Source organism: Thioalkalivibrio sp. ALMg9, from assembly GCF_000380625.1.
In the GTDB taxonomy this organism is placed as follows: Bacteria; Pseudomonadota; Gammaproteobacteria; order Ectothiorhodospirales; family Ectothiorhodospiraceae; genus Thioalkalivibrio; species Thioalkalivibrio versutus.
In genome coordinates, this window is the sequence record NZ_AQYC01000008.1 from 276,623 (window position 1) to 300,179 (window position 23,557).

Annotated in this window: 24 protein-coding genes and 1 tRNA gene; 15 read left to right on the plus strand and 10 right to left on the minus strand. The window is 67.3% G+C overall.

Translation table 11 applies throughout. The annotated features are described in order from the left end of the window. The first annotated feature begins 24 nt into the window (after positions 1-24). Positions 25-963: a DmsC/YnfH family molybdoenzyme membrane anchor subunit gene (locus F792_RS0106555; protein WP_018168894.1), complete on the plus strand. Its 939-nt coding sequence runs from the start codon at positions 25-27 to the stop codon at positions 961-963. A gap of 94 nt (positions 964-1,057) precedes the next feature. On the opposite strand, the gene F792_RS15055 is transcribed toward F792_RS0106555, so the two are convergent. Then, the gene (locus tag F792_RS15055; RefSeq protein ID WP_018168895.1) at positions 1,058-1,192 is read right to left on the minus strand and encodes a hypothetical protein; all 135 of its coding nucleotides are present in this window, start codon (positions 1,190-1,192) and stop codon (positions 1,058-1,060) included. A 174-nt stretch (positions 1,193-1,366) separates the two neighbouring features. Between F792_RS15055 and rfaH the strand changes: the two genes are divergently transcribed. Continuing rightward, the gene (gene rfaH / locus F792_RS0106565; protein WP_018168896.1) at positions 1,367-1,918 is read left to right on the plus strand and encodes a transcription/translation regulatory transformer protein RfaH; all 552 of its coding nucleotides are present in this window, start codon (positions 1,367-1,369) and stop codon (positions 1,916-1,918) included. A 179-nt stretch (positions 1,919-2,097) separates the two neighbouring features. Here the strand turns inward: rfaH and F792_RS0106570 are convergent. After that, a tRNA-Arg gene (locus tag F792_RS0106570) sits at positions 2,098-2,174 on the minus strand. A gap of 183 nt (positions 2,175-2,357) precedes the next feature. Here F792_RS0106570 and F792_RS0106575 point away from each other — a divergent pair. Beyond that, positions 2,358-3,230: a c-type cytochrome gene (locus F792_RS0106575; protein ID WP_018168897.1), complete on the plus strand. Its 873-nt coding sequence runs from the start codon at positions 2,358-2,360 to the stop codon at positions 3,228-3,230. Between the two features lie 72 nt (positions 3,231-3,302). On the opposite strand, the gene F792_RS0106580 is transcribed toward F792_RS0106575, so the two are convergent. The 3 genes from F792_RS0106580 to F792_RS0106590 form a co-directional block, all read right to left on the minus strand. Continuing rightward, positions 3,303-4,808: a YifB family Mg chelatase-like AAA ATPase gene (locus F792_RS0106580; protein WP_018168898.1), complete on the minus strand. Its 1,506-nt coding sequence runs from the start codon at positions 4,806-4,808 to the stop codon at positions 3,303-3,305. 59 nt (positions 4,809-4,867) lie between these two features. Beyond that, the gene (locus tag F792_RS0106585) at positions 4,868-5,128 is read right to left on the minus strand and encodes an accessory factor UbiK family protein (RefSeq protein WP_018168899.1); all 261 of its coding nucleotides are present in this window, start codon (positions 5,126-5,128) and stop codon (positions 4,868-4,870) included. A gap of 64 nt (positions 5,129-5,192) precedes the next feature. After that, on the minus strand, positions 5,193-5,915 hold the full coding sequence (locus F792_RS0106590; protein ID WP_026305918.1) for a pteridine reductase: 723 nt from the start codon (positions 5,913-5,915) through the stop codon (positions 5,193-5,195). 82 nt (positions 5,916-5,997) lie between these two features. Here F792_RS0106590 and F792_RS0106595 point away from each other — a divergent pair, with 82 nt between their 5' ends. Next, a complete protein-coding gene (locus F792_RS0106595) occupies positions 5,998-7,197 on the plus strand; it encodes a class I SAM-dependent methyltransferase (RefSeq protein ID WP_038084454.1) in 1,200 nt (399 codons plus the stop codon). A gap of 76 nt (positions 7,198-7,273) precedes the next feature. Then, positions 7,274-8,296 (plus strand): tRNA (adenosine(37)-N6)-threonylcarbamoyltransferase complex transferase subunit TsaD, encoded by a 1,023-nt coding sequence (tsaD, locus tag F792_RS0106600; protein WP_018168902.1) that lies wholly within the window; start codon positions 7,274-7,276, stop codon positions 8,294-8,296. A gap of 45 nt (positions 8,297-8,341) precedes the next feature. On the opposite strand, the gene plsY is transcribed toward tsaD, so the two are convergent. Then, the gene (plsY, locus tag F792_RS0106605; RefSeq protein ID WP_018168903.1) at positions 8,342-8,959 is read right to left on the minus strand and encodes a glycerol-3-phosphate 1-O-acyltransferase PlsY; all 618 of its coding nucleotides are present in this window, start codon (positions 8,957-8,959) and stop codon (positions 8,342-8,344) included. A gap of 47 nt (positions 8,960-9,006) precedes the next feature. On the opposite strand from plsY, the gene F792_RS0106610 reads away from it, so the two are divergent. The 10 genes from F792_RS0106610 (at position 9,007) to ccoS (ending at position 19,655) form a co-directional block, all read left to right on the plus strand. After that, positions 9,007-9,831 carry an alpha/beta fold hydrolase gene (locus F792_RS0106610; protein ID WP_018168904.1) on the plus strand — a complete coding sequence of 275 codons (825 nt, stop codon included), beginning with the start codon at positions 9,007-9,009 and terminating at the stop codon, positions 9,829-9,831. Next, entirely contained in the window at positions 9,828-10,700 is an 873-nt protein-coding gene (bioC, locus tag F792_RS0106615) for a malonyl-ACP O-methyltransferase BioC (protein WP_018168905.1), read from the plus strand. Before F792_RS0106610 ends, bioC begins: the two co-directional genes overlap by 4 nt. Before the next feature lie 204 nt (positions 10,701-10,904). Then, positions 10,905-12,389, plus strand: a complete 1,485-nt coding sequence (gene ccoN / locus F792_RS0106620; protein ID WP_018168906.1) for a cytochrome-c oxidase, cbb3-type subunit I — start codon at positions 10,905-10,907, stop codon at positions 12,387-12,389. A gap of 19 nt (positions 12,390-12,408) precedes the next feature. Continuing rightward, a complete protein-coding gene (gene ccoO, locus F792_RS0106625) occupies positions 12,409-13,143 on the plus strand; it encodes a cytochrome-c oxidase, cbb3-type subunit II (protein WP_018168907.1) in 735 nt (244 codons plus the stop codon). 18 nt (positions 13,144-13,161) lie between these two features. Continuing rightward, a complete protein-coding gene (locus F792_RS0106630; RefSeq protein WP_018145085.1) occupies positions 13,162-13,380 on the plus strand; it encodes a cbb3-type cytochrome c oxidase subunit 3 in 219 nt (72 codons plus the stop codon). Beyond that, entirely contained in the window at positions 13,377-14,306 is a 930-nt protein-coding gene (gene ccoP / locus F792_RS0106635; RefSeq protein WP_018168908.1) for a cytochrome-c oxidase, cbb3-type subunit III, read from the plus strand. Before F792_RS0106630 ends, ccoP begins: the two co-directional genes overlap by 4 nt. A 179-nt stretch (positions 14,307-14,485) precedes the next feature. Then, entirely contained in the window at positions 14,486-15,886 is a 1,401-nt protein-coding gene (gene ccoG / locus F792_RS0106640) for a cytochrome c oxidase accessory protein CcoG (RefSeq protein ID WP_018168909.1), read from the plus strand. A gap of 110 nt (positions 15,887-15,996) precedes the next feature. Continuing rightward, positions 15,997-16,830: a FixH family protein gene (locus tag F792_RS0106645; protein WP_018168910.1), complete on the plus strand. Its 834-nt coding sequence runs from the start codon at positions 15,997-15,999 to the stop codon at positions 16,828-16,830. A 17-nt stretch (positions 16,831-16,847) separates the two neighbouring features. Continuing rightward, positions 16,848-19,406, plus strand: coding sequence for a heavy metal translocating P-type ATPase (locus F792_RS0106650; RefSeq protein ID WP_018168911.1), 2,559 nt, complete (start codon positions 16,848-16,850; stop codon positions 19,404-19,406). A gap of 30 nt (positions 19,407-19,436) precedes the next feature. Next, on the plus strand, positions 19,437-19,655 hold the full coding sequence (gene ccoS, locus F792_RS0106655; RefSeq protein ID WP_018145090.1) for a cbb3-type cytochrome oxidase assembly protein CcoS: 219 nt from the start codon (positions 19,437-19,439) through the stop codon (positions 19,653-19,655). Positions 19,656-19,957: 302 nt separating this feature from the next. Here the strand turns inward: ccoS and rpoH are convergent, their stop codons facing one another. The 4 genes from rpoH to ftsY form a co-directional block, all read right to left on the minus strand. Next, positions 19,958-20,824: an RNA polymerase sigma factor RpoH gene (rpoH, locus tag F792_RS0106665; RefSeq protein WP_018145092.1), complete on the minus strand. Its 867-nt coding sequence runs from the start codon at positions 20,822-20,824 to the stop codon at positions 19,958-19,960. A gap of 102 nt (positions 20,825-20,926) precedes the next feature. After that, positions 20,927-21,856 carry an ABC transporter permease gene (locus tag F792_RS0106670; protein ID WP_018168912.1) on the minus strand — a complete coding sequence of 310 codons (930 nt, stop codon included), beginning with the start codon at positions 21,854-21,856 and terminating at the stop codon, positions 20,927-20,929. After that, positions 21,853-22,530: a cell division ATP-binding protein FtsE gene (gene ftsE, locus F792_RS0106675; protein ID WP_018145094.1), complete on the minus strand. Its 678-nt coding sequence runs from the start codon at positions 22,528-22,530 to the stop codon at positions 21,853-21,855. Before ftsE ends, F792_RS0106670 begins: the two co-directional genes overlap by 4 nt. Positions 22,531-22,542: 12 nt before the next feature. Beyond that, complete coding sequence (gene ftsY, locus F792_RS0106680; protein ID WP_018168913.1) at positions 22,543-23,550, minus strand: signal recognition particle-docking protein FtsY; 1,008 nt, start codon at positions 23,548-23,550, stop codon at positions 22,543-22,545. Positions 23,551-23,557 lie beyond the last annotated feature (7 nt).

Here is a 23,557-nt window from a genome sequence, read left to right on the forward strand (position 1 = left end):
GCGCCCGATCGGGGAGAGAAAACCATGCATCCGGCGTTTTCCGTCATTCTGTTTACTGTCATCTCCGGTGCGGGCTACGGCCTGTTCCTGTTGCTGGTGGCCTTCCATCTCGCGGGCATCGGTCCGGTCATGAGCCATGGCGAGCTGATCGCGCACGGGGTTGCGGCCCTGGGCATGATCACCGTCGGGCTCATGCTGTCCACCGGCCACCTGGCGAACAAGAAGAACGCCTGGCGTTCCTTCATGCGCTTCAAGACCTCCTGGCTCTCGCGCGAGGCGGTATTTGCCGTGCTGTTCTACCCGTTCGCCGCGATCTATGGCCTCGGCGTGCTGCTGCAGGGCCACGAAGTCGGTCCGTTGGCCGCAGTGGCTGGCGCCATCGCCGCCGTGCTGGCGGTGGTCACGCTGTTCTCCACCGGGATGATCTACGGCTGCCTGAAGACCATCCGCCAGTGGAACACCGCGCTGACCCCGGCCAACTACATCCTTCTGGGTGTGGCCACCGGTGCCGTCGCCTTCGCCGCCATTGCCAGTGTGTTCGGCAACGCCACCGCGATGCATGCGGGCGTGGCCATCGTGCTGCTGCTGATCGCTGGCGTCCTCAAGGGGATCTACTACTTCTGGATCTCCCGCGTGACCGGCCCGACCATCAACACCGCCACCACCTTCAACCGCGCGACCGTGCGGTTGCTGGATACCGGGCATACCGCCGGTACCTTCCTGACCGACGAGTTTGGCTACGATGCAGGCAAGAACACCACCGACACCCTGAAGATGGGCGTGTTCCTGCTCGCGTTCGGTACCCCGATCCTGGTGTTCGCCGCGATCCTGTCCGGCGTGCCGGCCATCGTGGCCTGGCTCGGCCTGGTCGCGGCCCTGGCGGGTGTGATCATGGAGCGCTGGCTGTTCTTCGCCGAGGCCCGGCACGTCGTGCGCTTGTACCACGGGGACCAGCACACCTGAGCCCCGCTGGCTGAAGTGGCACATCGAACGCCCGCCTTGCGCGGGCGTTTTCATGGGCGCCCGTCGTGGCCGCTGGCCGTCGGGCGCGGATGTCTTACTCGCGCTGCTCGTCCTGGCGCATGCCGTGGATGATGTAATAGCCCACGTAGCCAAAGAAGGCCACGATCCCCAGCAGGGTGATGATGGTCAGAATGCCGATGGGCGACTGGAACATGATTTCGGTCAGCATGAGGGTTCTCCTGAGGTGTTGTTGCACCTCTGAAGCTAGCGCTGCCCCGGGCTGCCGAATTTGATCCAGATCAAGGCAGTAGCCGATCGCCCCGGCAACCCTGTGCATCCAGTTTCGTGATGCAACTACGCACGTTCGCTGCCAGTCGGCCTATCATTAGAGTGAGCTGATGCTATGGCTGGTGCGCAATTGCCGGCGCACTGCTGCGAAGAGGTCCCCTTGAAACACTGGTACACCATCCAATGCAAACCCCGGGAAGAAGCCCGCGCCGAGGCGAATCTCGACCGCCAGGGCTATCGCACGTTCCGGCCGCTGATCCGCCGGCCCATTCGCCGCAGGGGGCGTCGCACCGCCGTCACCGAGTCCCTGTTTCCGCGCTACCTTTTCGCACAGCTTTGCGACGTCGCAGAAAACTGGGCCCCAATTCGCTCCACGCGCGGCGTGCTTGGGTTGGTGCGCTTTGGCTCCAGCCCGGTGCCGGTTCCCGAGCCGGTTATCGAGGGGATCCGCCTGCGCTTGGACCCCGAGAGCGGCTGTCTCGACCTTACCCGTGACAGTGACTTTGCCCCGCAGCAGCCGGTCACCATCACGGATGGGCCGTTCCAGGGGCGCGAGGCCTTGTTTCTCGCCCGTACCGGAGAAGAGCGCGTGATCGTTCTCATGCAGATCATGAGCCAGTGTCAGCAGGTCGAGCTGCCGGCTGCGGCCGTAGGGCCTGTTGTCTGATCGGGCAGTGCGAGGGCAAGGCGGTCGTCTGCGATGTGCAGAGACTGGGGATTGTCATGGTGGGGCGGATCGGTTGTCCCGTTCAGCGGGCCTCGGCTGGAGAAGGGGGCGTCCGGCTCCGGGATCCATCCGCATAACGAAGAAGAGCCCATACAATGGGCCCTTCTTCGTCGTCATGATGGCGCGCCCGGCAGGATTCGAACCTGCGACCCCTGCCTTCGGAGGGCAGTACTCTATCCAGCTGAGCTACGGGCGCAAGACCTGCAATGATACGGGCGCGAGCTTTGACGCGTCCAGCCATATTTGACCGCCACACTCGGTTTGTGGTCGTGGTTTGCATGATGCCCTATACTCTGCGCCCGATTTGCGCTTGATGCGCGAGGGCTTTCGAATAGCACACCACATGGCCGCTCAAGGCCGGGATCTCGGAGGGAGAGAAGTGGGAAATCAACCGATCAAGATGGACACCGGGAACAAGGTGTTGCTGTTTATTGCGTCCCTGGCCTTGCTGGGTACGGTCCTTTTCCTGGTGTCGCACCTGGCCGGCTGGCTTGCCGGCATGCAGGTGTCCCAGCCCGACACCGTGAGTGACGAGCGCGTCGCCCAGCGCATCGCGCCGATCGGTCAGGTGGTGTCCGGCCAGGTGGATAGCGCCGAGGAAGCCGCGGACCTGAGCCCGGGCGACCTCTACTCGAACGTCTGCGCGGCCTGCCATGACGCTGGTGTTTCCGGCGCCCCGCTCAAAGACGACACCGACGAGTGGAGCAACCGCCTGAACGACAAGGGCCTGGATACCCTGTTCGCCAACTCGATCAACGGCATCGGCGCCATGCCGGCGCGCGGTGGCGATTCCAGCCTGAGCGACGAGCAGATGCGCGACGTGGTCGCCTACATGCTGGACCAGGCCGGGGTCGATCACGACTATGAAGGCAGCGATAACGGCAATGGCGACACCGCCGCTGAAGATGCTGCCGAGGGCGAAGAGCCGGTCGCTACTACCGAGACTGGCGAAGCGGCGGCCGAAGAAGAGGCCGAAGCGGTTGCCACCATCGCGGTTGAAGATGGCGATGCGGAGCGCGGCCAGTCGAGTTACAACACCTGTATTGCCTGCCATGGTGCGCAGGGCCAGGGTACCCCGGTGTTCCCGAAGCTGGCCGGTCGTGATGCCGAGTACATTGCCGACAAGCTGGTGCGTTACCGCGCCGGCGAGACCGTTGGCGACCAGACCGCCCTGATGGCGCCGAATGCCGCCAACCTGTCGGACGAGGACATCGCCGACCTGGCCGTCTACGTGGCGACGTTCGAAGACTGATCGACCCCGTAGCAATGGCACTACAAAACCCCGCCCAGGTATCGCCTGGGCGGGGTTTTTCTTTGGCGGCGCCTATTGCGTGCGCCAGTGGTCCAGGGCGCGGTAGCTCAGAGCCTCGGTCAGGTGCTGGGTCGCGATCGCCTCGGCGCCGTTGAGATCGGCAATGGAGCGCGCTACCCGCAGGATGCGGTGGTAGGCCCGCGCGGAGAGCCGGAAGCGTTCCGCAGCCTTGTCCAGCAGCTCCCGGTCAGCCGTGCCGAGGGCGGCGTACCGGTCCAGGGCTGAGCCATCGAGTGCGCTGTTCAGTCCATTCTGGCGCTCGCGCTGCACCTTGCGGGCCCGCGCCACGCGTTTCGCCACGGAGGCCGAGTCTTCGGATGCGTCGGCCGATCCCGCCAGGTCCCCGGGCGGGATACGCGGGACCTCGATGGCCAGGTCAATCCGGTCGAGTAGCGGTGCCGACAGGCGCTTGCGGTGACGGGCCCGCTGCTCCGGGGTGCATTCGCAGCGTTCGGCGAGGTCGCAATCGAAGCCCTGTGGGCAGGGGTTCATCGCACCGACCAGCTGGAAGCGGGCCGGAAACTCGGCCTGGCGGGCCGCGCGCGAGATGTGGATGACGCCACTCTCCAGCGGCTCGCGCAGTACGTCGAGCACCGAGCGGCTGAATTCGGTGAGTTCGTCGAGGAACAATACGCCCTGGTGCGCGAGCGAGATCTCGCCGGGGCGTGGCGTACTGCCGCCACCGACCAGCGCGACGCCCGAGGCGGTGTGGTGCGGGGACCGGAACGGACGCGCGCGCCAGTCCCGGCGCAGGTGCGAACTGCCGCGCAGGCTGTGGATGGCCGCGGTCTCCAGGGCCTCGTCCTCGTCCATTGACGGCAGGATGCCGGGGATGCGCGCGGCCAGCATGGATTTGCCGCTCCCGGGTGGGCCGACCATCAGCAGGTGATGCCCGCCGGCGGCCGCTATCTCCAGGGCCCGGCGCGCCTGGTGCTGGCCGCGCACGTCGGCGAGGTCGGGGTGCGCGGGTGCGGAAGGCTCGGGCGGTTGTGCCGGCACCAGGGCCTCGCGCCCCGCCAGCGCGGCGCAGACGGCGCTCAGGTGCGAGCCGGTGAGAACCCGGGCGCGGCTGGCGAGGGCCGCCTCCGCCCCATCCTCCGGGTTCACCACCAGCGCCCGCTCGGCGTTGGCTGCCGCAAGTCCGGCAGCCAGGGTGCCGCCCACCGGGCGCAAGGTGCCGTCCAGCCCCAGCTCGCCGAGAAACTCGTGCCGGGCCAGCGCTGCGCCCGGGATCTGCTGGCTGGCGGCCAGGATGCCCAGCGCAATGCCGAGATCGAAGCGGCCGCCGTCCTTGGGCAGGTCGGCGGGGGCCAGGTTGACGGTGATGCGGCGCCGTGGAAACTCGAAGCCGCTGGTCTGGATCGCCGCGCGCACGCGATCACGGCTTTCGCGCACCGCGGCCTCGGGCAGGCCCACGATCTGGAAGGCGGGCAGCCCGTTGGCCAGGTGGGTCTCGATGGTGACCAGCGGGGCGTGAATGCCGTCGATGGCGCGGGCGTAGGCGATAGTGACGGGCATCCGTGCCCCTCCGTTCTGCCGCCCGGCATCCGTGCCCGGCGGGTGGATTCAGGTGGTGGTTACTGCCCGGATTCGTCGCTCGGGCGGGCTTCCAGCGCGGCGACGCGCGCCTCCAGCTCCGCCAGGCGTTCGCGGGTACGTTCCAGCAGGGCCACCTGGATGTCGAAGTCTTCGCGGGTCACCAGGTCCATGCGTTCGAAGCCGCTTTGCAGCGACGAGCGGACCTGGCGCTGCACGTCCTCCTGCATGTGGCGTACCGACTCCGGCAGGCTTTCGGTGATGCGGCGGGCAAGGTCGTCGAAGCGTTTGGAATCGATCATGCTGCAGTCTCCTGGCGCAAATGCTCGGTTGGGACCAGTGTAGCGCGGCGGGACGGGGGCGCGGCTACTGCGATGCCGACCGGCCGCCGTCCACCGGGATCACCTGGCCGGTGATGTAGGGCGCGTCCAGCAGCAGGAAGCGCACGGTGCGCGCGATGTCCTCCGGGCTTCCCTCGCGCTTGAGTGCGGTGCGTTCAATCATTGCCTCGTGGGTGCCAGTGTTTTCGGCCTCCTCGGGGGCGAGGATCGCGCCGGGGGCAACGCCGTTGACCCGCACGTCCGGCCCCAGCTCGCGGGCGTAGGCCTGGGTCAGCGCCCACAGACCGGCCTTGGCCGCCGAGTACACCGGGAAGCCCTTTAGCGGGCGCAGCGCATGGATGTCGACGATATTGACGACCGCGCCCTGCTCACGCTGCAACGCCGGATTGCAGGCCTGGGTGAGGAAAGTCGGGGCCTTCAGGTTGGAGCCGATCAGGTCGTCCCAGCTCTGTTGGGTGATCTCGCCCACGGCGGTGGCGTAGAAGGTCGAGGCGTTGTTGACCAGGAAGTCCAGGCGGCCCCAGGCCGCCTCGGCCTCGCGCGCCAGGCGTTCGATAGCCTCCAGGTCGAGGAGGTCGGCCTGCAGGGCGCGGGCGCTGTCCGGGTGCTTCGCGTTCAGTTCCGCGACGAGGTCTTCGGCATCCGTGCGCGAGCCGCGGTAGTGGATCAGTACCCGCAACCCGGCTGCGTGCAACCCGCGCACGATGGTTGCGCCGACCCGCCGGGCGGCCCCGGTGACCAGCACCACCCGTGCCTCCCCGGCAGTCGTGTCCATGCTGTCGGATTGTACCTGCGTCACGCCTGCCCCCGGGTTGGTACCATTCGTCGTCATGATGCCGCCGAAACCTAGCACAAACGCCCCGGCCGATCCGGTGGCCGCCGATATCGCCCGGCGTCTGCAGGCCTCCCTGCAACAGAGTGTCGTCGCCGGCGAGGGGTTCCTTCCGTTCGTCGATTACATGCAGGCCGCGCTGTATGCGCCGGGGCTTGGCTATTACGTGAACGGGGCCCACAAGCTGGGCGAGGGGGGCGATTTCGTCACCGCGCCGGAGCTGTCGCCCCTGTTCGGCGAGACCCTGGCGACCTGGCTGGCCCCGGTGTTGCGGGACGATCTGAACGGCACCGGCACACTGCTCGAATTCGGCGCCGGCAGCGGGCGGCTCGCGGGGGATGTGATCACCACGCTGCGCGAACTCGGGGTGGCGTGGGAGCGCTACTGGATCGTCGAGGTCAGTCCGGACCTGCGGGCGCGGCAGCAGGTCCACCTGGAGGCTGCGCTTGAACCCGCGGAGTACGCCCGGGTGGCGTGGCTGGATGCCCTGCCCGAGACCCCGTTGCGCGGTGTGGTGCTGGCCAACGAGGTCCTGGATGCCCTGCCGGTGGAGCTCTTCCGCTGGCGTGAAGGCCGGGTCTGGCAGGTCGGGATCACGACCGATGCCGCCGGCACCCTGAGCCTGGCCGAGCGCCCGGCCCCGCCCGGCCTCGCCGAGCCGGTGGCGCGGCTCCAGGCCGAGCATGGCCCGTGGCCCGAGGGCTACCTCTCCGAATGGCGCCCGGCCCAGGCCGCGTGGGTGACCGCGCTGGCCGACTTCCTGGAGCAGGGGGTCGCCGTGATCGTGGACTATGGCTTTCCGCGCAGCGCCTACTACGCCCCGGAGCGTCACCAGGGTACGCTGGTGGGGTATTACCGCCAGCAGATGATCCAGGACCCGCTGGCTTATCCGGGCCTGATGGATCTGACCGCGAGCGTGGATTTCACCGGGGTTGCAGAGGCGGCGGACGCCGCGGGTCTCGACGTGCTGGCCTATGCCGCGCAGGGCGAATTCCTGCTGGGGGCGGGGCTGCCAGGGCGTTTCGAGGCCCGCGTCGGCAGCGGCGAGGATGCCCGTGTGACCATGCAGGCCGCCCAGGCCGTGCGCATGCTGACGCTGCCCGGGGAGATGGGCGAGCGTTTTCAGGTGATGGCCCTGGGCCGCGATTGTGCACATCTGCCGCTGGACGGGATCCCGGATCGCCGGGGGCGACTGTGAGCGCTTGCCCCCACGCAATGGCGCGGACGCACAGGGGCTGCTTGGTGCGGCCCGTGAAACCCGGCATGCTTGCGCAATGATCGTACTGGGCATCGAGACTTCCTGCGACGAGACGGGTGTGGCGCTGATCGACGCGGACCGGGGCCTGCTTGCGCACCGGCTGTACAGCCAGACTGACCTGCACGCCGTCTACGGCGGCGTGGTGCCGGAGCTGGCCTCGCGCGATCATATCCAGCGGTTGCTGCCGTTGGTGCGCGCGGTGCTGGACGAGGCGGGCGTGGACGGCCACGACCTGGATGCGGTGGTCTACACCGGTGGGCCGGGGTTGCTGGGGGCGCTCCTGACCGGGGCCTCGGTGGCGCGCTCCCTGGCCTGGGGCTGGGGCATCCCGGCGCTGGCCGTGCATCACCTGGAGGGCCACCTGCTGGCGCCGTTTCTGGAGGATACCGGGCTCGATTTCCCGTTCCTGGTGCTGCAGGTCTCCGGCGGGCATACCCAGCTGATTCACGCGCGTGCCCTGGGCGACTACGACCTGATCGGCGAGAGCATCGACGATGCCGCGGGCGAGGCCTTCGACAAGACCGCCAAGCTGCTGGGGCTGGGCTATCCGGGTGGGCCGGCGCTCGCGCGTCTGGCCGAGCAGGGGCGCTCGGACGCCCTGCGCCTGCCGCGCCCGATGCTCGACCGCCCGGGGCTGGACATGAGCTTCTCCGGTCTGAAGACCGCGGTGCTGACCGCATTGAAGAAACAGGTCTACCGGCCGGAGGATGTCGCCCGCGCCTTCGAGGAAGCGGTGACCGACACCCTGGTGGAGAAGACCCGGCGCGGCCTGGAGCAAACCGGGGCCCCGGCGCTGGTGGTCGCCGGTGGCGTGGCGGCCAACACGACATTGCGCGCCGGGCTCAAGGCCATGGCGCAGCGTCAGGGGGTGCCAGTGTATTTCCCGCGGCCCGAATTCTGCACCGACAATGGGGCAATGATCGCGCTGGCCGGCCTGCGGCGACTGCAGGCTGGCCAGGTGGCGGAAACCGGGGCGCCGGTGGTGGCGGCGCGGGCGCGCTGGCCGCTGGCGGAGCTGGCGCCGCCCGCGGCGGCATGAAGGGGGCTGCGGATGGGGCTGTAAACCCGTCCGCAGGCCGAAGGGTTACTCCTTCGGCGCCGCCGGGGCCTTGTCCTTCTGGCCGATCCGCGATTCCTCCCCGCGCATCAGGCGGCGGATGTTGCTGTCGTGACGGATGAACAGGATCACGCTCATCAGGGCCACGGCGGCACTGATCCAGTGGTCCATGCCCAGCAGGACCATGTACACCGGGGCCATGCCGGCGGCGACCAGGGCAGCCAGCGACGAATAGCGCCAGATGGCGGCAACGACCAGCCAGGTGAGCAGGACCAGGCCGCCGACCAGCGGGCTGATGGCGAGCATCACGCCCAGTGCGGTGGCCACGCCCTTGCCGCCCTGAAAGCGGTAGAACACCGGGAACACGTGCCCGAGGAAGGCGGCCAGGCCGATCAGGCCGATCGCCCAGCCGGGGAACAGGTCCAGTTGCAGGGCGACGAACACCGGCAGCCAGCCCTTGCCGACATCCCCGATGAGCGTGATGATGGCCGCCGTCTTGCCGCCCGAGCGCAGTACATTGGTGGCGCCGGGGTTCTTCGAGCCGGTGGTGCGCGGGTCCGGCAGGCGCAGCAGCTTGCTGACCAGAATGGCCGTGGAAAGCGATCCCAGTAGATACGCGATGATGATGCCGATTGTGATGCCCATGAGCGGTCAGCCTGCCTGCGCGGATTGGCGAGAGGATTCGACCGCACATGATACGCAAGCCGGTGGCCGCCGTTCAGGGCGCTGACGTGCCTGCCGCGCAATCGCAGGGCGGTGCTCCGACGCTGGTGCTCCTGCATGGCTGGGGCTTCTCTGGCGCGGTGTGGGCGCCGCTGCGGGCCGCGCTCCCGGGTGTGACACGGGTGCTGGCGCCGGACCTGCCCGGGCACGGGGCCGCCGGCGATGGCGAGACGCTGGCGGATGCCGAGCGCACCGCGGCGGCGTTGATCGCTTCGCTGCCAGCGGATGTCGAGTGTCCGGTGTGGGCGGGCTGGTCCCTGGGCGGCCTGGTCGCGCTGGCCGCCGCGCGCCAGTGGTCGGGGCCCCAGGGGCTGCTGCTGATCGGGGCCTCGCCGCGCTTTGCGAAGGCCGACGACTGGCCGGCGGCCCTGCCCCCGGCCGAGCTGGAAGATTTTCGTGCAGCCCTCGGGGGTGGTCGCCGGCGGCTGGAGCGCCGCCTGGCGATGCTCTGTGCACGTGGCAGCCAGGATGCCGCTTCGCTCGCCCGCCGGCTGGTGTTGCAGTTACAGGCCGCTCCAGCCTCGCCCGAGGGCCTGGAGGCCGGCCTCGCGCTACTGGAGGCGGCGGATCTTCGGTCCGTCTGGGCGGGCCTGGAGGTGCCGGCGGCGGCCTGGCTGGAGGCCGGCGATGCGCTGGTGCCGGCCGCCGTGGCGGACGACCTGCACAGGCTGCGACCCGCCAGTCGGGTCGTCCGCGGCGTGGGCGGCCACGCGGAGTGGTTCGCGCGCCCGCAATCCTTGGCCGGTTTGGTCGTCGAGTTCTTGAATCAGTGCAGCGCAGGGAAATCCGCATGAGCCGACCCGACAGTTTCGATCTCGACAAGGCGCGGGTCCGCGAGGCCTTCGCGCGGGCGGCCTCCACCTACGAGGAGCACGCAGTCCTGCAGCGCGAGGTGCAGGAGCGAATGCTGGGGCGGCTGGACTGGGTTCGCATGCAGCCGGAACAGGTTGTGGATCTCGGCTGCGGCATCGGCGAGGCCCTGGACCACTTGAGCCGCCGCTACCGCAAAGCCCGCCTGGCCGGGGTCGATTTCGCCCCGGAGATGGTCGCGCGGGCGCGCCGCCGCGGGCGCTGGCTGCGCCGGCCGCAGGTGGTCTGCGGCGATCTCGAGGCGCTGCCGCTGGCGGAGCAATCCTTCGACCTGGCGGTTTCCAGTTCCGCCCTGCAGTGGTGCGCCAGCCTGGATCAGGCCTTCATGGAGGTGCGGCGTATCCTGCGCCCGGGCGGGCTGTGGATGTTCACCACCTTCGGTCCTGACACCCTGCGTGAGCTGCGGGCCGCCTTCGCGACGGTGGACGGTGGGGCGGGGACGCATGTGAACGCCTTCATGGATATGCACGACATTGGCGATGCCCTGGTGCGCGCCGGGTTTGCCGATCCGGTGATGGACCAGGAGGCCCTGACCCTGACCTACCCGGATCTGACCGGGTTGATTCGTGACCTGCGCGGGGTTGGGGTGCGCAATGCCCTGTCGGGCCGGTCGCCCGGACTGTTCGGTCCGCGCCGCCTGGTTGCGGTGGCCGAGGCCTACGCGCGCGACTTCGGCGTGGAGGGTCGCCTTCCGGCAACCTGGGAGGTGGTCTATGGCCATGCCTGGGTGCCGGATGCCCCGCCGCCATCGCGCCCGGCGGGGCGGGTGATCCCGGTCCAGCCGATTCGTTGATCCAGATCAACGAATCGGCCCGGCGCCCTCTCGCCTGGAGGTGTATGACCGATGTATTATCGAAGCGGTCAAAAGTTCCGCCAATCGCACTCAATATCCGAGTGACACAGGCGGTATTGGTTTTTTGTGGGCCCGGAATGGGGTAGAGTTCACGCCCCCGAACCATCGGGACATCCGTGTTCCCCGCAGCAAGGTGGAAAAGTCATGTCACAAGCAGCCACTACGGCGGGTGCCGCACCCGCAGCGTCAGTCGCGACTTCCGAGCAGTACAACTACGCGATTATCAAGCGGTTTGCCATTGCCGCCGTCCTCTGGGGCGTGTTCGGGATGGCCGCCGGCGTCTGGATCGCCTCGCAACTGGCGTTCCCGTTCCTGAATTTCGATATCGCGCAGATCACCTTCGGGCGTTTCCGTCCGGTCCATACCACGGCCGTGATCTTCGGGTTCGGGGGTAACGCGCTGTTCGCCACCTCGTATTACGTGGTTCAGCGGACCTGTCAGACCCGCCTGTGGAGTGATTCCATGGCGAGCTTCACCTTCTACGGGTGGAACCTGGCACTGATCCTTGGCGTGATCACCTACATGATGGGGATCACCCAGGGCCGCGAGTACGCCGAATTCAACTGGCAGATCGACATCATCATCCTGGTTGTCTGGGTGGCTTACTTCATGGTCTTCCTGATGACCCTGCTGCGCCGGAACCAGCCGCACATCTATGTGGCGAACTGGTTCTTCATGGCCTTCATCCTGGCGACCGCGCTGCTGCACGTCTTCAACAACATCCAGGTGCCGGTGGGTCTGTTCCACCCGCATTCCTACTCCATCTTCTCTGGGGTGCAGGATGCGATGACTCAGTGGTGGTACGGCCATAATGCGGTGGGCTTCTTCCTGACCGCGGCCTTCCTCGGGATGATGTACTACTTCGTGCCGAAGCAGGCCGGGCGTCCGATCTACTCGTACAAGCTGTCCATCATCCATTTCTGGGCGCTGGTCTTTCTGTACATGTGGGTGGGCGCGCACCACCTGCACTGGACCGCCCTGCCGGACTGGGTCTCCACCCTGGCGGCGACCTTCTCCATCCTGCTGCTGCTGCCTTCCTGGGGTGGCATGATCAACGGCATCATGACCCTGTCGGGCGCCTGGGATAAGCTGCGCACCGACCCGATCATGCTGTTCCTGATCACCGCGCTGGCGTTCTATGGCATGTCGACCTTCGAAGGTCCGATGATGTCGCTGAAGAGCGTGAACGCGTTGTCGCACTACACCGACTGGACCGTGGGCCACGTGCATTCCGGTGCGCTGGGCTGGGTGGCGATGATCACCTTCGGCTCCCTGTACCACCTGATGCCGCGCCTGTGGAACGTGAACCTGTACAGCCTGAAGCTGGTGTACGTGCACTTCTTCCTGGCGACCATCGGGATCGTCTTGTACATCACCGCGATGTGGGTGGCCGGTATCGGTCAGGGTCTGATGCTGCGTGCCTTCGATCAGTACGGGAACCTTGCCTACACCTTCACCGAGTCGGTGGTGTTCCTGCACAAGCCGTACGTGGTGCGCGCCATTGGTGGCGGGTTCTTCCTCGCCGGCATGCTGATCATGGCGTTCAACATCGCGATGACCGTTCGCTCGGGCATCAAGGCCGAGGCCCGCGAGGCCCAGGCTGCGTCCACCGAAGCCCGCACGGCCTGATTAGGGAGAGAATAGATCCATGAAGCATGAAAGCGTTGAAACCAATGCCGGCCTGCTGATCATCCTCACCCTTGCGGTGATCAGCGTCGGCGGCCTGGTCGAGATCGTGCCGTTGTTCTACATCGACGACACGATCGAGGAAGTGGACGGCGTGCGTCCCTACACCCCGCTGGAACAGCGTGGTCGCGACATCTTCGTTCGCGAGGGCTGCTACACCTGCCACTCGCAGATGGTGCGTCCGTTCCGTGACGAGATGCTGCGCTACGGCCACTACTCGCTGGCGGCCGAGTCGCAGTACGACCATCCGTTCCAGTGGGGCTCCAAGCGCACCGGTCCGGACCTCGCCCGAGTTGGCGGCAAGTACTCCAACGAATGGCAGGTTCAGCACCTGATCGATCCGCAGTCGCTGGTGCCGGAGTCGATCATGCCGGGCTACCCCTGGCTGGCAGAAACCCCGCTTGACTACTCCGATATCGACCGCCGGATGGTCGCGCTGAAGCGGGTCGGTGTGCCGTACTCGCTCACCGAAGAGGAATACGAGGCCAACGTCGAGCGGTTCGGCGAAGAGCACGCCCGGATGTTCGACATCCGTGACGCCGAGGACAACCTGGTTCGCCAGGCCCAGGCGGGGAACTTCGACGGCAACCCCGGGACGGTCACCGAGATGGACGCAATGGTCGCCTATCTCCAGGTGCTCGGGACCATGGTCGACTTCAGCGAATACGACGACGGACACTTTGCCGAGTTCCGGTAAGGAGGAGCGGGCGCGAACATGATGGGACTGTGGGAATGGATCACGGACATGGGCAACAGCAAGATGGTCGCCCTGTTGCTCTTCATGGGTACCTTTATCGGGGTCGTGATCTTCCTGTTTGCCAACCGTCAGCGGGCCCGGAAGTTCGAGACGTATCGCTATATTCCTCTGGATGACGATGATTCACATCGGGAGCCCGTGGCCCGGCGTGACAAAACCAAGAGTGACGAGCAATGAGCACACAGGACAACCGCGAAAAGGACCCGAACCAGGTCGAGACCACTGGGCACGTCTGGGACGGGAACCTCCAGGAATACAACAACCCGCTCCCGCGCTGGTGGCTGTGGGGTTTCTACGCCACGATCGTGTTTGCCGTGGTGTACTGGCTGATCTACCCGGCCTGGCCGATCGGTGACAGCTTTACCAAGGGCTTCAACACCATCACCTTCGAGCAGGGTGGCGAAGAGCGGACGATGCACTGGAACACCCGTGCGCTGCTGGCCAAGGACATGCAGACCGGCACCTACGCGGTGCGTCAGCGCGAGATGCTTGACCAAGTCGCGGCCCAGGATTACGAAACCATCCTGCAGGACGCCGAGAGCATGAGCTTCGTCAACGCCTACGCCCAGGGTTCCTTCGGCACCTGGTGTGCCGCCTGCCATCAGGTTGGCGGTGCCGGCGTGGTCGGGCAGTACCCGAACCTGCGCAACGACCACTGGAAGTGGGGTGGCACCGTGGAGCAGATCGAGGAAACCCTGCACCAGGGTCGCCTGGGCTACATGCCGGGCTACCGCGACACCCTCGACGGCGACCAGCTGAATCAGGTCGCAGCGTACGTGCTGTCGCTCAACGACTACAGCGTCGACCAAGAAGAAGCGGACGCCGGCGAACGCATTTTCACCGGTACGGACGGCGGCTGCTTCCAGTGCCACGCCATGGATGCCCAGGGCCTGGCCTCCCAGGGCGCGCCCAACCTGACCAATGATCTCTGGGGTCTGGTGGACGTGCGCGGTGCGGAAAGCGACAGCGAGCGTCAGCGTCTGGTGGCGAACTTCATTCGCAACGGCGCCCAGCGCGAGATGCCTGCGTTCGGGGATCGTCTGTCCGATGCGGAGATCAAGATGCTGACGGCCTACGTGCATTCGTTGGGTGGCGGGCAGTAAGCGCGAAACTGTTGACCGTATGGTGAGCCCCGGGGCCGGGCGCTCGCCGCGATAACTACAGGGGTGCCCGCCGGGTTGTTTGACGCCCGAGGGCGCCCCTGCTTTTTTGGAAGGAACCCGATCCCGGGGCGCGCCTTGCGGCCGCCCCACTCTGCCGGATTGAACTCCGGGAGGTTTTGATGTCCCAGGCCCAGCCGTTGTACGAGGCACGCATCCCGATCCATCCGCGGTCGGTCAAGGGGCGTTTCCGCAATCTGAAGACCGGCATCCTGTTGCTCGCCTACGGTGTGTTCTTCGGCCTGCCCTGGGTCCGCTGGGAGCGCGAATACGGCCCCAATCAGGCGGTCTTGTTCGACATCCCGGGCCGGCAGTTTCACATCTTCGATCTGGTCGTCTACCCGCAGGACATCTTCTGGTTGGCCGGCTTCCTGCTCGTGGCCGCCTTGCTGCTGTTTTTCGTCACGGGCGTCGCCGGACGGGTGTTCTGTGGCTATTTCTGCTTCCAGACCCTGTGGACCGACGTCTTCATGTGGCTGGAGCGCAAGATCCAGGGTGAACGGCCCGCCCGCCTGCGCCTGGCCAAGCAGCCCTGGACTGGCGAAAAGCTGTTCAAGTACGGGTTGACCCACCTGTCCTGGCTGCTCGTGGCCTTTGCCACCGGCCTCGGTTTCATCCTGTACTGGGGGAATGCCCCCTCGATCGTGAGCGACTTCTTTACGGGTCAGGCGGTCTACGCGGCCTACCTGACTGCGGGCATCCTGACGGCGACGACCTACACCTTTGCCGGATTGGCGCGCGAACAGGTCTGCACCTTCATGTGCCCCTACGCCCGATTCCAGAGCGTGATGTTCGACCGCGACACCATGATCGTGTCGTATGAAGAGGCGCGCGGGGAAGGTACCGCCGGGCGCTCCAAGGTCAAGGCCGGTCTGAAGACCCGCGAGGAACGCCAGGCCGCCGGGGTGGGTGACTGCATCGACTGCGGCTATTGCGTTCAGGTGTGCCCGACGGGCATCGATATCCGCGACGGGCTGCAGTTCCAGTGCATCCACTGCGCACTTTGTATTGATGCCTGCGACACCATTATGGACAAGCAGGGCTGGCCCCGCGGCCTGATCGCCTATACCTCCGAGCGCGAGCAGGAGGGCGGGAAGACCCATGTCCTGCGCGGCAAGACCCTTGGCTACGGGGCCGCCGTGCTGATCGTGATCGTGGCGCTGGTCGGCAGTATTCTCGGGCGCCCGCCGGTGGACGCCAACGTCAACCAGGTGCGCCAGCCGCTCTACGTCCAGATGTCCGATGGTCGCACCCAGAACGGCTACGAGATCCGCCTGAACAACACCGCCGATCGGGAGCTGGACTTCGAGATCGGCCTGGCGGGGCTGGAGGGCGCCGAACTGGATCTGGGCCAGGTGGAACGCATCCGTCTGGAGCCCGGTGAGCGGCTGACCGTCGTGGCGCGTGTGCGCCACGACGTGCCCGCCGGTACTCCCTCGCCGCAGCCTTTCCGCTTCGTGATCACCGACCGCGACGGCCATATCGAACCGCTCGAGGTGACCTCGCAGTTCAGTCACCGCTAGCAAGCGTTGCCGCCAGCCACCGGCGAAGAAACAGTAACCGAGCTGCCGGAACTCGCGCGGCACACCGCAAGCGCCTAGCTTGCGTTCACGCAGGAAACGAAGAAAAGCATATGAGCAATCTCGTCATTACCCTCGGCATCGGCAGTGCGGCACTGGCCATCCTGTTCGCCCTGATCTACCGCTTCACGCGGTTCAAGGCCTACAGCACCTCGGCCGTGGTCGTCGCGCTCATGCTGTTCGTGTTTATCCCCTATTCGATCCTGACCTGGCAGGGGGCCGACGTCTTCGCCATTCATCTGGCGCTCTACATCATCGTGCCTTACGGCCTGGGGATCGTGTTCACCCAGAAGGAGGCCGAGGTCGAAAGTGGTGGCAAGGCCAAGATTGGGCGTCTGCACTGGGCCCCGTTGGTATTGGTGGGGTTCTTCACCATGGTCGCCTCGGTGCAGGCAGTCCTGATCACACTCGCCCATAACGGGATGCCGCAGCAGTTCATCGGCTCGATCCTGCCGGAGCCGGAGAACCGGGCCGAGCGGGTGACCTCCGCCTTCCCAGGCACGGTGGCCGGCATGGAGAGCCGCAAGCAGGCGCTCGCCGTGCACCGCGTCTCGGAGCTGCAGGAACAGCGACAGAAGGGCTGGCAGGTGCGACAGGGCTGGGTTGACCGACCCACCGAGGGCGAGACCGCCACCCTGCAGGTCGAGGTGCGGGATGCGGACGGCGAGCCGATCGACGATGCCAGCATCCGCGGCCTTTTCATGTGGCTGGCCGACGAACGTCGCGACCAGGGCTTCGAGATGCAGGCGATGGGCGAGGGCATGTATCAGGTCGAAGTGGCGCTGCCGGCACCGGGGCGCTGGGATCTGCGCTTCCAGGTCCAGCACGATGGGCAGCTTCTGGAGCAACAGGCACGCACCCGCGTGCGTAGCGCCCAGCCCGGTTAGCCCACCGCGCTCCCGCCGTGGCGCTCGCGTCCGACTCGCAGGGCCCGGCAACGCCCGAGGCCGAGGCCCGTTGTTTCCACTGCGGCCTGGAGGTGCCGGTAGGCGCCTGCTACCCGGTGACGTTCGAGGGCCGCGTGGAACCTACCTGCTGCCCCGGCTGCCAGGCCGTGGCCGGCGCGATCATCGAGCGTGGCCTGGGGGCCTATTACCATCACCGTGATGCCCCCCCGGCGGACACCGGCAGCCCCCTGATCCCCGACGAGCTCCGCGAGCTCGAACTGTTCGATCACCCCGGCGTCCAGCAACAGTTCGTCGCGCCCGCCGGCGCAGAGGGCGACCGCCGTGAGGCCGCCCTGATGCTCGAGGGCATCACCTGTGCGGCCTGCGTATGGCTGAACGAGCGTCATGTCCAGGCCCTTCCGGGCGTGGAGAGCTTTCGCGTGAATTACTCCACCCATCGCGCGCAGGTCGTCTGGGACCCCGCGCGCATTGCCCTGTCGGATATCCTCAAGGCGATCCGCGACATCGGGTACCACGCCCATCCCTACGACCCCGGAACCCGCGAGCAGGCGATCGCCCGCGAACGGGGCCTCGCCTTGCGCCGGATCGCCGTTGCCGCCCTGGGGATGATGCAGGTGATGATGCTGGCCGTGGCGCTCTGGCTGGGCGCCGAGGACACCGAGCACGAAGACCTGCTCCAGTTCATGCGCTGGGTGGCGGCGGCGCTGACCACACCGGTCGTCCTGTATTCCGCGATCCCGTTCTATCAAAGCGCCTGGCGCGACCTGCGTCATCGCCAGCTGGGGATGGACGTGCCCGTGAGTCTGGCGATCATCGTGACCTACCTGGCCAGCCTGTACGCGGTCATTCTCGGGACCGGCGAGCACGTCTATTTCGAGTCGGTCGTGATGTTCGTCTTCTTCCTGCTCACCAGCCGCTATCTGGAGCTGATCGCGCGCCAGCACGCCAGCCATGCCATTGACCGCCTGGATCGCCTGGTTCCCGCCATCGCCAACCGTCTGGATGCAGCGGGGCGCGTCGAGGCGGTCCCGGTCGGCGAGCTGGTGCCGGGGGATCGGGTACGTGTGCGCCCGGGCGAGACCATCCCCACGGACGGCGTGGTGTGCGAGGGTGAGTCGACAGTCAATCGTGCCCTGTTGACCGGCGAGCCCGAGCCGCACGCGGTGCGCGTCGGGGATCCCGTGACCGGCGGGACCGTGAACGTCGATGGCCCACTCGCCATCGAGGTCCAGCGCGTCGGCGCCGAGACGACCCTGGCGGCGATCCAGCGCCTGCTCGATCGCGCCCAGACCGAGAAGCCGCGGATGGCCCGGATCGCCGAGGCCGGTACCGGCTGGTTTGTGGGTGCCGTCCTGGTCCTGACGGCGCTGGCGGGTCTGGTCTGGTATGCGTGGATCGATCCGACGCGGGCCCTCTGGGTCATGGTCGCCATGCTGGTCGCCACCTGCCCCTGTGCCCTGGCGCTCGCGACGCCGGTCGCGCTGACAGCCACCACCGGCGCGTTGTCGCGCCTCGGTCTGCTGGTTACGCGCGGCAGTGCCCTGGAGACCTTGCCGCGCGTCGATATGGTCTGTCTCGACAAGACCGGAACCCTGACCGTCGGCATGCCGCGTCTGGTAGCACAATCCGAGCTGCAGCCCACGCCCGAGGGGGCTGACTGGCTGGACTGGGCCGCCGCGCTCGAGGCCCATTCCGAGCACCCCCTGGCACGCGCCCTGGTCGCTCCGGCCACGTCCTCATCGGTGGTCGCCAGCGAGGTTCGCAACCTCCCCGGGCGCGGCCTCGTTGGCCACATAGAGGGCCACCGTGTGGCCATTGGTGGATCGTCGATGTTGCCGCAGCGCGATACGCCCAGCCCGGAGGCACCCCTGGGCTATCCCCTGGCCACCCCGGTCTGGCTGGTGGTCGACGACCAACCGGTCGCGCTGTTCTGGCTGGCCGACACTCCGCGTCCCGGGGCGCGGAACGTGATCGCCGATCTGCAGGGGCGCGGCTTGCGGGTGGTCTTGCTGACCGGGGACCGCCCGCAGGCCGCGCAGGCCTTCGCGGCGGAAATGGGCATCGCCGAAGCCGAGGGTGGCCTGACCCCGGAGGGGAAGCTCGCCTATGTGGACGCTCGCCAGGCAGAGGGCCGGGTGGTCCTGATGGCCGGCGAGGGCATCAACGATGCCCCGGTGCTGGCCGGGGCCGATGTATCGCTGGCGATGGGCGGCGGCACCCAGCTGGCGCAGAATCAGGCCGACCTGGTCCTGCTCTCGGATCGCCTGGAACACCTGCCGCAGGCGCTGGACCAGGCGCGCCACACGCGGCGGGTGATCCGGCAGAACATCGCCTGGGCAATCGGCTACAACCTGGTGGCCCTCCCGGTAGCCGCGGCGGGGCTGCTGACTCCCTGGCTGGCGGCGCTGGGCATGTCGCTCAGCTCGTTGCTGGTGGTTGGCAATGCGCTGCGCCTGCGTCCGGGGCGCGACGTGATGGACACAGGCGCCGAGTCGTCGGTGCCTTCCGGAGAGGGGTCCGTGCGCGATCCGGCGTCACGGCCACCCCCGGTTTAAGCCGTTCGCGCGCCTGGGTACACTGGAAACATGTCAATCCTCTACCTGCTGATCCCGCTGGCCATGCTGTTCGCCCTGGTGGTGGGCGTGGTGCTGTTCTGGGCCATCCGCTCGGGGCAGTACGACGATCTTCAGGGCCCGGCGCATCGCATCCTGATGGACGATGATGACCCGCGTATCCCGACCGGATCCGGCGAGGAGGCCCCTCCCGACGCGACCGGTGGGGGTCGGCAAAAGTCCCAGCGCTGACCTCGGTCGAACTTGCGCCGCGCTCCGGACCCGCTTACCCTTTGCTTATTCTGGTTGAAATTTCCCGAGGGCTTCGAGATGCGCGAGTGGTTTACTTTCCCCAACTTTCCGCTGACGTTCACGGTCGGCCTGATTATCTGGTCCTGGATTAGCTTCTTCTCGGTGATCCTGTTCGGCTGATCGGGCATGGAACCGTGCCGGGTGCCGGGCTTGGTCCCGCTGCACCCGGCAACAAAAAGGCCCCGGCTTGATGCCGGGGCCTTTTTCGTTCGGGGCCCTTGGTTCGCGAGGGTGCGAAAGCGTCAGTCGTCGAAGGCGGCCCGGATGCGCTTGATCGCGCTGTTCTCGATCTGGCGGATGCGCTCGGCCGAAACGCCGTACTCCGCGGCCAGCTCGTGCAGTGTCGCCTTCTGATCGGCCATGTAGCGGCGCATCAGGATGGTGCGCGAACGCTCGTCCAGTTCGCCCAGGGTCTCGCTAAGGCGTTCCTGATAGTGACGGTCCCAGTCCTCGTCCTCGGTCACATTGGCGGGGTCGTCGCTCAGGTCCTCCAGGCTCAGGCGTTCCGACGGGGCCTGGTAGCCGTATTCATCGTCGGCTTCGGGGCCCGGGTCGAAACTCGCATCCTGGCTCGAGAGGCGGCGTTCCATCTCCCAGACGTCCTTTTCGGAGACGCCCAGATCCTGCGCCACGGCGGAGACCTCGGCATTGGACAGCCAGCCGAGACGCTGCTTGGCACTGCGCAGGTTGAAGAACAGCTTGCGCTGGGCCTTGGTGGTCGCGACCTTCACGATGCGCCAGTTGCGCAGGATGAACTCGTGGATCTCGGCGCGAATCCAGTGCACGGCAAAGGACACCAGGCGCACGCCCTGATTCGGGTCGAAACGGCGGACGGCCTTCATCAGGCCCACGTTGCCTTCCTGGATCAGATCCCCCAGGGGCAGGCCATACCCCTTGTAGCCGCGCGCAACGTGGATCACGAAACGCAGGTTGTGCAGGATCAGCTGGCGTGCCGCATCCAGGTCCTGGCGCTCGTGCAGCGCCACGGCCAGTTCACGCTCGTGCTCGGCGTCCAGCACCTCGATGCGGCCAACGGCCTGCATGTAGTGATCAAGGTTGCCCACCGGTACGGGCATGTCGATGCGTGGAGTGGTCAGGGCCTGGTTCATGCGTGGTGTTTCCTCCCGAGTCATGACTCTACATTAGCAGTCTGTGAATTGGAGTGCTAAACCCTGCAAAGGTTCCGGACGTTTCGTCCGGGGCGCGTGCCCCTAGGGGGCATCCCGCAGGGCATGGCCGCTGCCCAGCCGGGCGCCCAGCCAGCCGAGGAGGAGTCCGGCCAGGAGCAGGGCCAGGAGATGGGTGGCCCCGGGCAGGGACAGCCCCAACTCGAGATCGAACGCGGCCGCGGCCTGTTCCAGTGGCGCCCGGCTCAGGCCGATCCCGATGAGCAGCAGGATGCCGGCGAAAATGCCGCCGCCCAGGCCGGTCATCACGCCGCCGTAGAGGGAGGGTCGACGCAGGAACCGGTGGGTAGCCCCGCTGATCCGCGAGATGGCGATCTCTTCCCGGCGTTCGCGCAGCTCCGAGGCAGTCGCCAGGGCCAGGATCAGCAACGCCCCCAGCCCCAGCAGGGCGCCCACCACCGACAGGATGCGCAGCCCCAGCTGGTGCAGGCTGTTCAACTGCCGCACCCAGTCGTCGTCGCTGACCACCGTCGCACCCGGCACGGTGGCCGCAAGCGCCTCGCGCAGCGCCGCAACCGTCTCGGGATCCGCGGTCGCGGGGACCACATCCACCACGTCCGGCAGCGGGTTTTCGTCCAGCCAGTCCAGCAGGCCCGGGTCGGCCAGGCCCTCGCGATAGCGGGCCAGGGCCTCGTCGGCATCGATCCAGATCCAGCGTTCTACCCGGGCATCGGTCTCCAGGTGGCGTTCCAGATCCGCGACCGTGGCCGCCTCCACGCCGTCGAGGTAGAGGGCGATGCGTGGGTCGTGGTCCACGTGGGCGGACAGGGCGCGGGCGTTGTCCAGCAGGACCCAGAGGTAGGCCGGCAGGGCGAGGATGAAGCCCAGCACGGCAATGCTGATCAGGCTCAGAACCGGGGCCTGCAGGCGGCGCTGCAGGCTGCGCCGGGCGGCATCCCGATGGGCCTCCAGCCAGGCCGGCACGGTGTCCTGCAGGCGACGGCCCGGCTTCATGCCGGGGCCCCCGCAGCCGCGCGCGCCTCGATGCGTCCGTCTTCCAGGTGCAGGACCGGCTTGCCCATGCGTTCGACCAGGCCGAGGTCATGGCTGGCGATCAGGGCGGTCATGCCGACCCGGTTGAAGTCGTCGAACAGTTGCAGGATCTCGCGCGACAACGCTGGATCGAGGTTGCCGGTGGGCTCGTCTGCCAGCAGCAGGACCGGCCGGTGGACGATGGCCCGGGCAATGCCGACACGTTGTTGTTCGCCCGCCGACAGGGTGCGCGGGTTGACCCCCTCCTTGTGCAGCAGCCCGACCTTGTCGAGCGCCGCGCGCACGCGTTTGCGCATCTCCGGGCGGCGGTAGGCGAGGATCTCCAGCGGCAGGGCGACGTTGTCGAACACCGGGCGGTCGAACAGCAGGCGATGATCCTGGAACACCAGTCCGATACTGCGGCGAAACCCGGGAATCGCGCGGTTGGAGAGGCGGTCGAGGTCGTGGCCGTTGACCCGGATGCGCCCGCGGGTCGGGCGCTCGAGCCCGGCGATCAGGCGCAGCAGGGTGCTCTTGCCGGCGCCGGAGGGCCCGGTGATGAAGGCCATCGCACCCGGGTCCACGCGCAGGCTGACGTTGCTGAGCGCCTCGGACGCGCTGCCGAATCGCTTGGTGACACGTTGCAGACGAATCATCCGGTGTGCTCGTCAGTCGCTATCGCGGCCGAGCAGGGCGCGCACGAAGGCGCGGGCATCGAAGACCTGTAGATCCTCGGCCTTTTCCCCGACCCCGATGAATCGCACCGGAATGCCCAGCTGTTCGGCCAGCGCGAACAGCACGCCGCCCTTGGCCGTGCCGTCCAGCTTGGTCACGACGATTCCGGTCAGGCCCAGGGCCTCGTGGAACTGACGGGCCTGGTTCAGGGCGTTCTGGCCGGTGCCGCCGTCGACCACCAGCAGGACCTCGTCCGGGGCGTGTTCGTCCAGCCGGCCCATTACGCGCTTCACCTTGCGCACCTCGTCCATCAGGTTGGTCTGGGTGTGCAGGCGCCCGGCGGTGTCGGCAATCATCACGTCGATGCCGCGCGCCTGCGCGGCCTGCAGGCCGTCGTAGACCACCGAGGCGGAATCCGCCCCGGTGCCCTGGGCGATCACCGGAGCGCCATTGCGCTCGCCCCAGGTCTGCAGTTGTTCCACCGCCGCGGCGCGGAAGGTGTCGCCGGCCGCCAGCAGCACGGAGCGATCGTCCGCCTGCAGGTGGTGGGCCAGCTTGCCGATGGTGGTGGTCTTGCCGGCGCCGTTGATGCCGACGACGAGGATGGAGAAGGGGCGTTCGGCCTCCGGGATCTCCAGGGGGCGCGAGACCGGCTCGAGGATCTCGATCATGGCCGCCTCCAGGGCGTCCATCAGGGCCTCGGCATCATCCAGTTGTCCGCGTTTCACCTCGCGGGTGATACGATCCATGATCCGCTGGGTCGCATCCAGGCCCACGTCCGCGAGGAGCAGGCGTTCTTCCAGCTCCTCGAACAGTTCGTCGTCGATCTTGCGCCGGAGCAGCGACCCCAGGTCGCCGCCCAGGACCTGCCCGGTCTTGGCCAGGCCCTTGCGCAGGCGCTGGAACCAGCCGCCGCGGGCGGGCTTCTCCGGCTCGCTGCCAGGTGCCTCCGCGTCGGGGGTGGCCGGGTCTTCGGACTTCTTTTTGCGGAAACCGAACATGCTCGAT

What these genes read in the sequence shown, in the direction of transcription:
- ccoP (WP_018168908.1), top strand. Translation starts at nt 13,377, where the DNA reads ATGAGCACACAGGACAACCGCGAAAAGGACCCGAACCAGGTCGAGACC.
- plsY (WP_018168903.1), bottom strand. Translation starts at nt 8,959, where the DNA reads ATGGGCATCACAATCGGCATCATCATCGCGTATCTACTGGGATCGCTT.
- rpoH (WP_018145092.1), bottom strand. Translation starts at nt 20,824, where the DNA reads ATGAACCAGGCCCTGACCACTCCACGCATCGACATGCCCGTACCGGTG.
- F792_RS0106580 (WP_018168898.1), bottom strand. Translation starts at nt 4,808, where the DNA reads ATGCCCGTCACTATCGCCTACGCCCGCGCCATCGACGGCATTCACGCC.
- F792_RS0106610 (WP_018168904.1), top strand. Translation starts at nt 9,007, where the DNA reads ATGATACGCAAGCCGGTGGCCGCCGTTCAGGGCGCTGACGTGCCTGCC.
- ccoN (WP_018168906.1), top strand. Translation starts at nt 10,905, where the DNA reads ATGTCACAAGCAGCCACTACGGCGGGTGCCGCACCCGCAGCGTCAGTC.
- ftsY (WP_018168913.1), bottom strand. Translation starts at nt 23,550, where the DNA reads ATGTTCGGTTTCCGCAAAAAGAAGTCCGAAGACCCGGCCACCCCCGAC.
- F792_RS15055 (WP_018168895.1), bottom strand. Translation starts at nt 1,192, where the DNA reads ATGCTGACCGAAATCATGTTCCAGTCGCCCATCGGCATTCTGACCATC.
- rfaH (WP_018168896.1), top strand. Translation starts at nt 1,367, where the DNA reads ATGGCTGGTGCGCAATTGCCGGCGCACTGCTGCGAAGAGGTCCCCTTG.
- ccoS (WP_018145090.1), top strand. Translation starts at nt 19,437, where the DNA reads ATGTCAATCCTCTACCTGCTGATCCCGCTGGCCATGCTGTTCGCCCTG.
- ftsE (WP_018145094.1), bottom strand. Translation starts at nt 22,530, where the DNA reads ATGATTCGTCTGCAACGTGTCACCAAGCGATTCGGCAGCGCGTCCGAG.
- F792_RS0106555 (WP_018168894.1), top strand. Translation starts at nt 25, where the DNA reads ATGCATCCGGCGTTTTCCGTCATTCTGTTTACTGTCATCTCCGGTGCG.
- F792_RS0106670 (WP_018168912.1), bottom strand. Translation starts at nt 21,856, where the DNA reads ATGAAGCCGGGCCGTCGCCTGCAGGACACCGTGCCGGCCTGGCTGGAG.
- F792_RS0106645 (WP_018168910.1), top strand. Translation starts at nt 15,997, where the DNA reads ATGAGCAATCTCGTCATTACCCTCGGCATCGGCAGTGCGGCACTGGCC.
- F792_RS0106630 (WP_018145085.1), top strand. Translation starts at nt 13,162, where the DNA reads ATGATGGGACTGTGGGAATGGATCACGGACATGGGCAACAGCAAGATG.
- ccoO (WP_018168907.1), top strand. Translation starts at nt 12,409, where the DNA reads ATGAAGCATGAAAGCGTTGAAACCAATGCCGGCCTGCTGATCATCCTC.
- bioC (WP_018168905.1), top strand. Translation starts at nt 9,828, where the DNA reads ATGAGCCGACCCGACAGTTTCGATCTCGACAAGGCGCGGGTCCGCGAG.
- F792_RS0106595 (WP_038084454.1), top strand. Translation starts at nt 5,998, where the DNA reads ATGATGCCGCCGAAACCTAGCACAAACGCCCCGGCCGATCCGGTGGCC.
- tsaD (WP_018168902.1), top strand. Translation starts at nt 7,274, where the DNA reads ATGATCGTACTGGGCATCGAGACTTCCTGCGACGAGACGGGTGTGGCG.
- ccoG (WP_018168909.1), top strand. Translation starts at nt 14,486, where the DNA reads ATGTCCCAGGCCCAGCCGTTGTACGAGGCACGCATCCCGATCCATCCG.
- F792_RS0106585 (WP_018168899.1), bottom strand. Translation starts at nt 5,128, where the DNA reads ATGATCGATTCCAAACGCTTCGACGACCTTGCCCGCCGCATCACCGAA.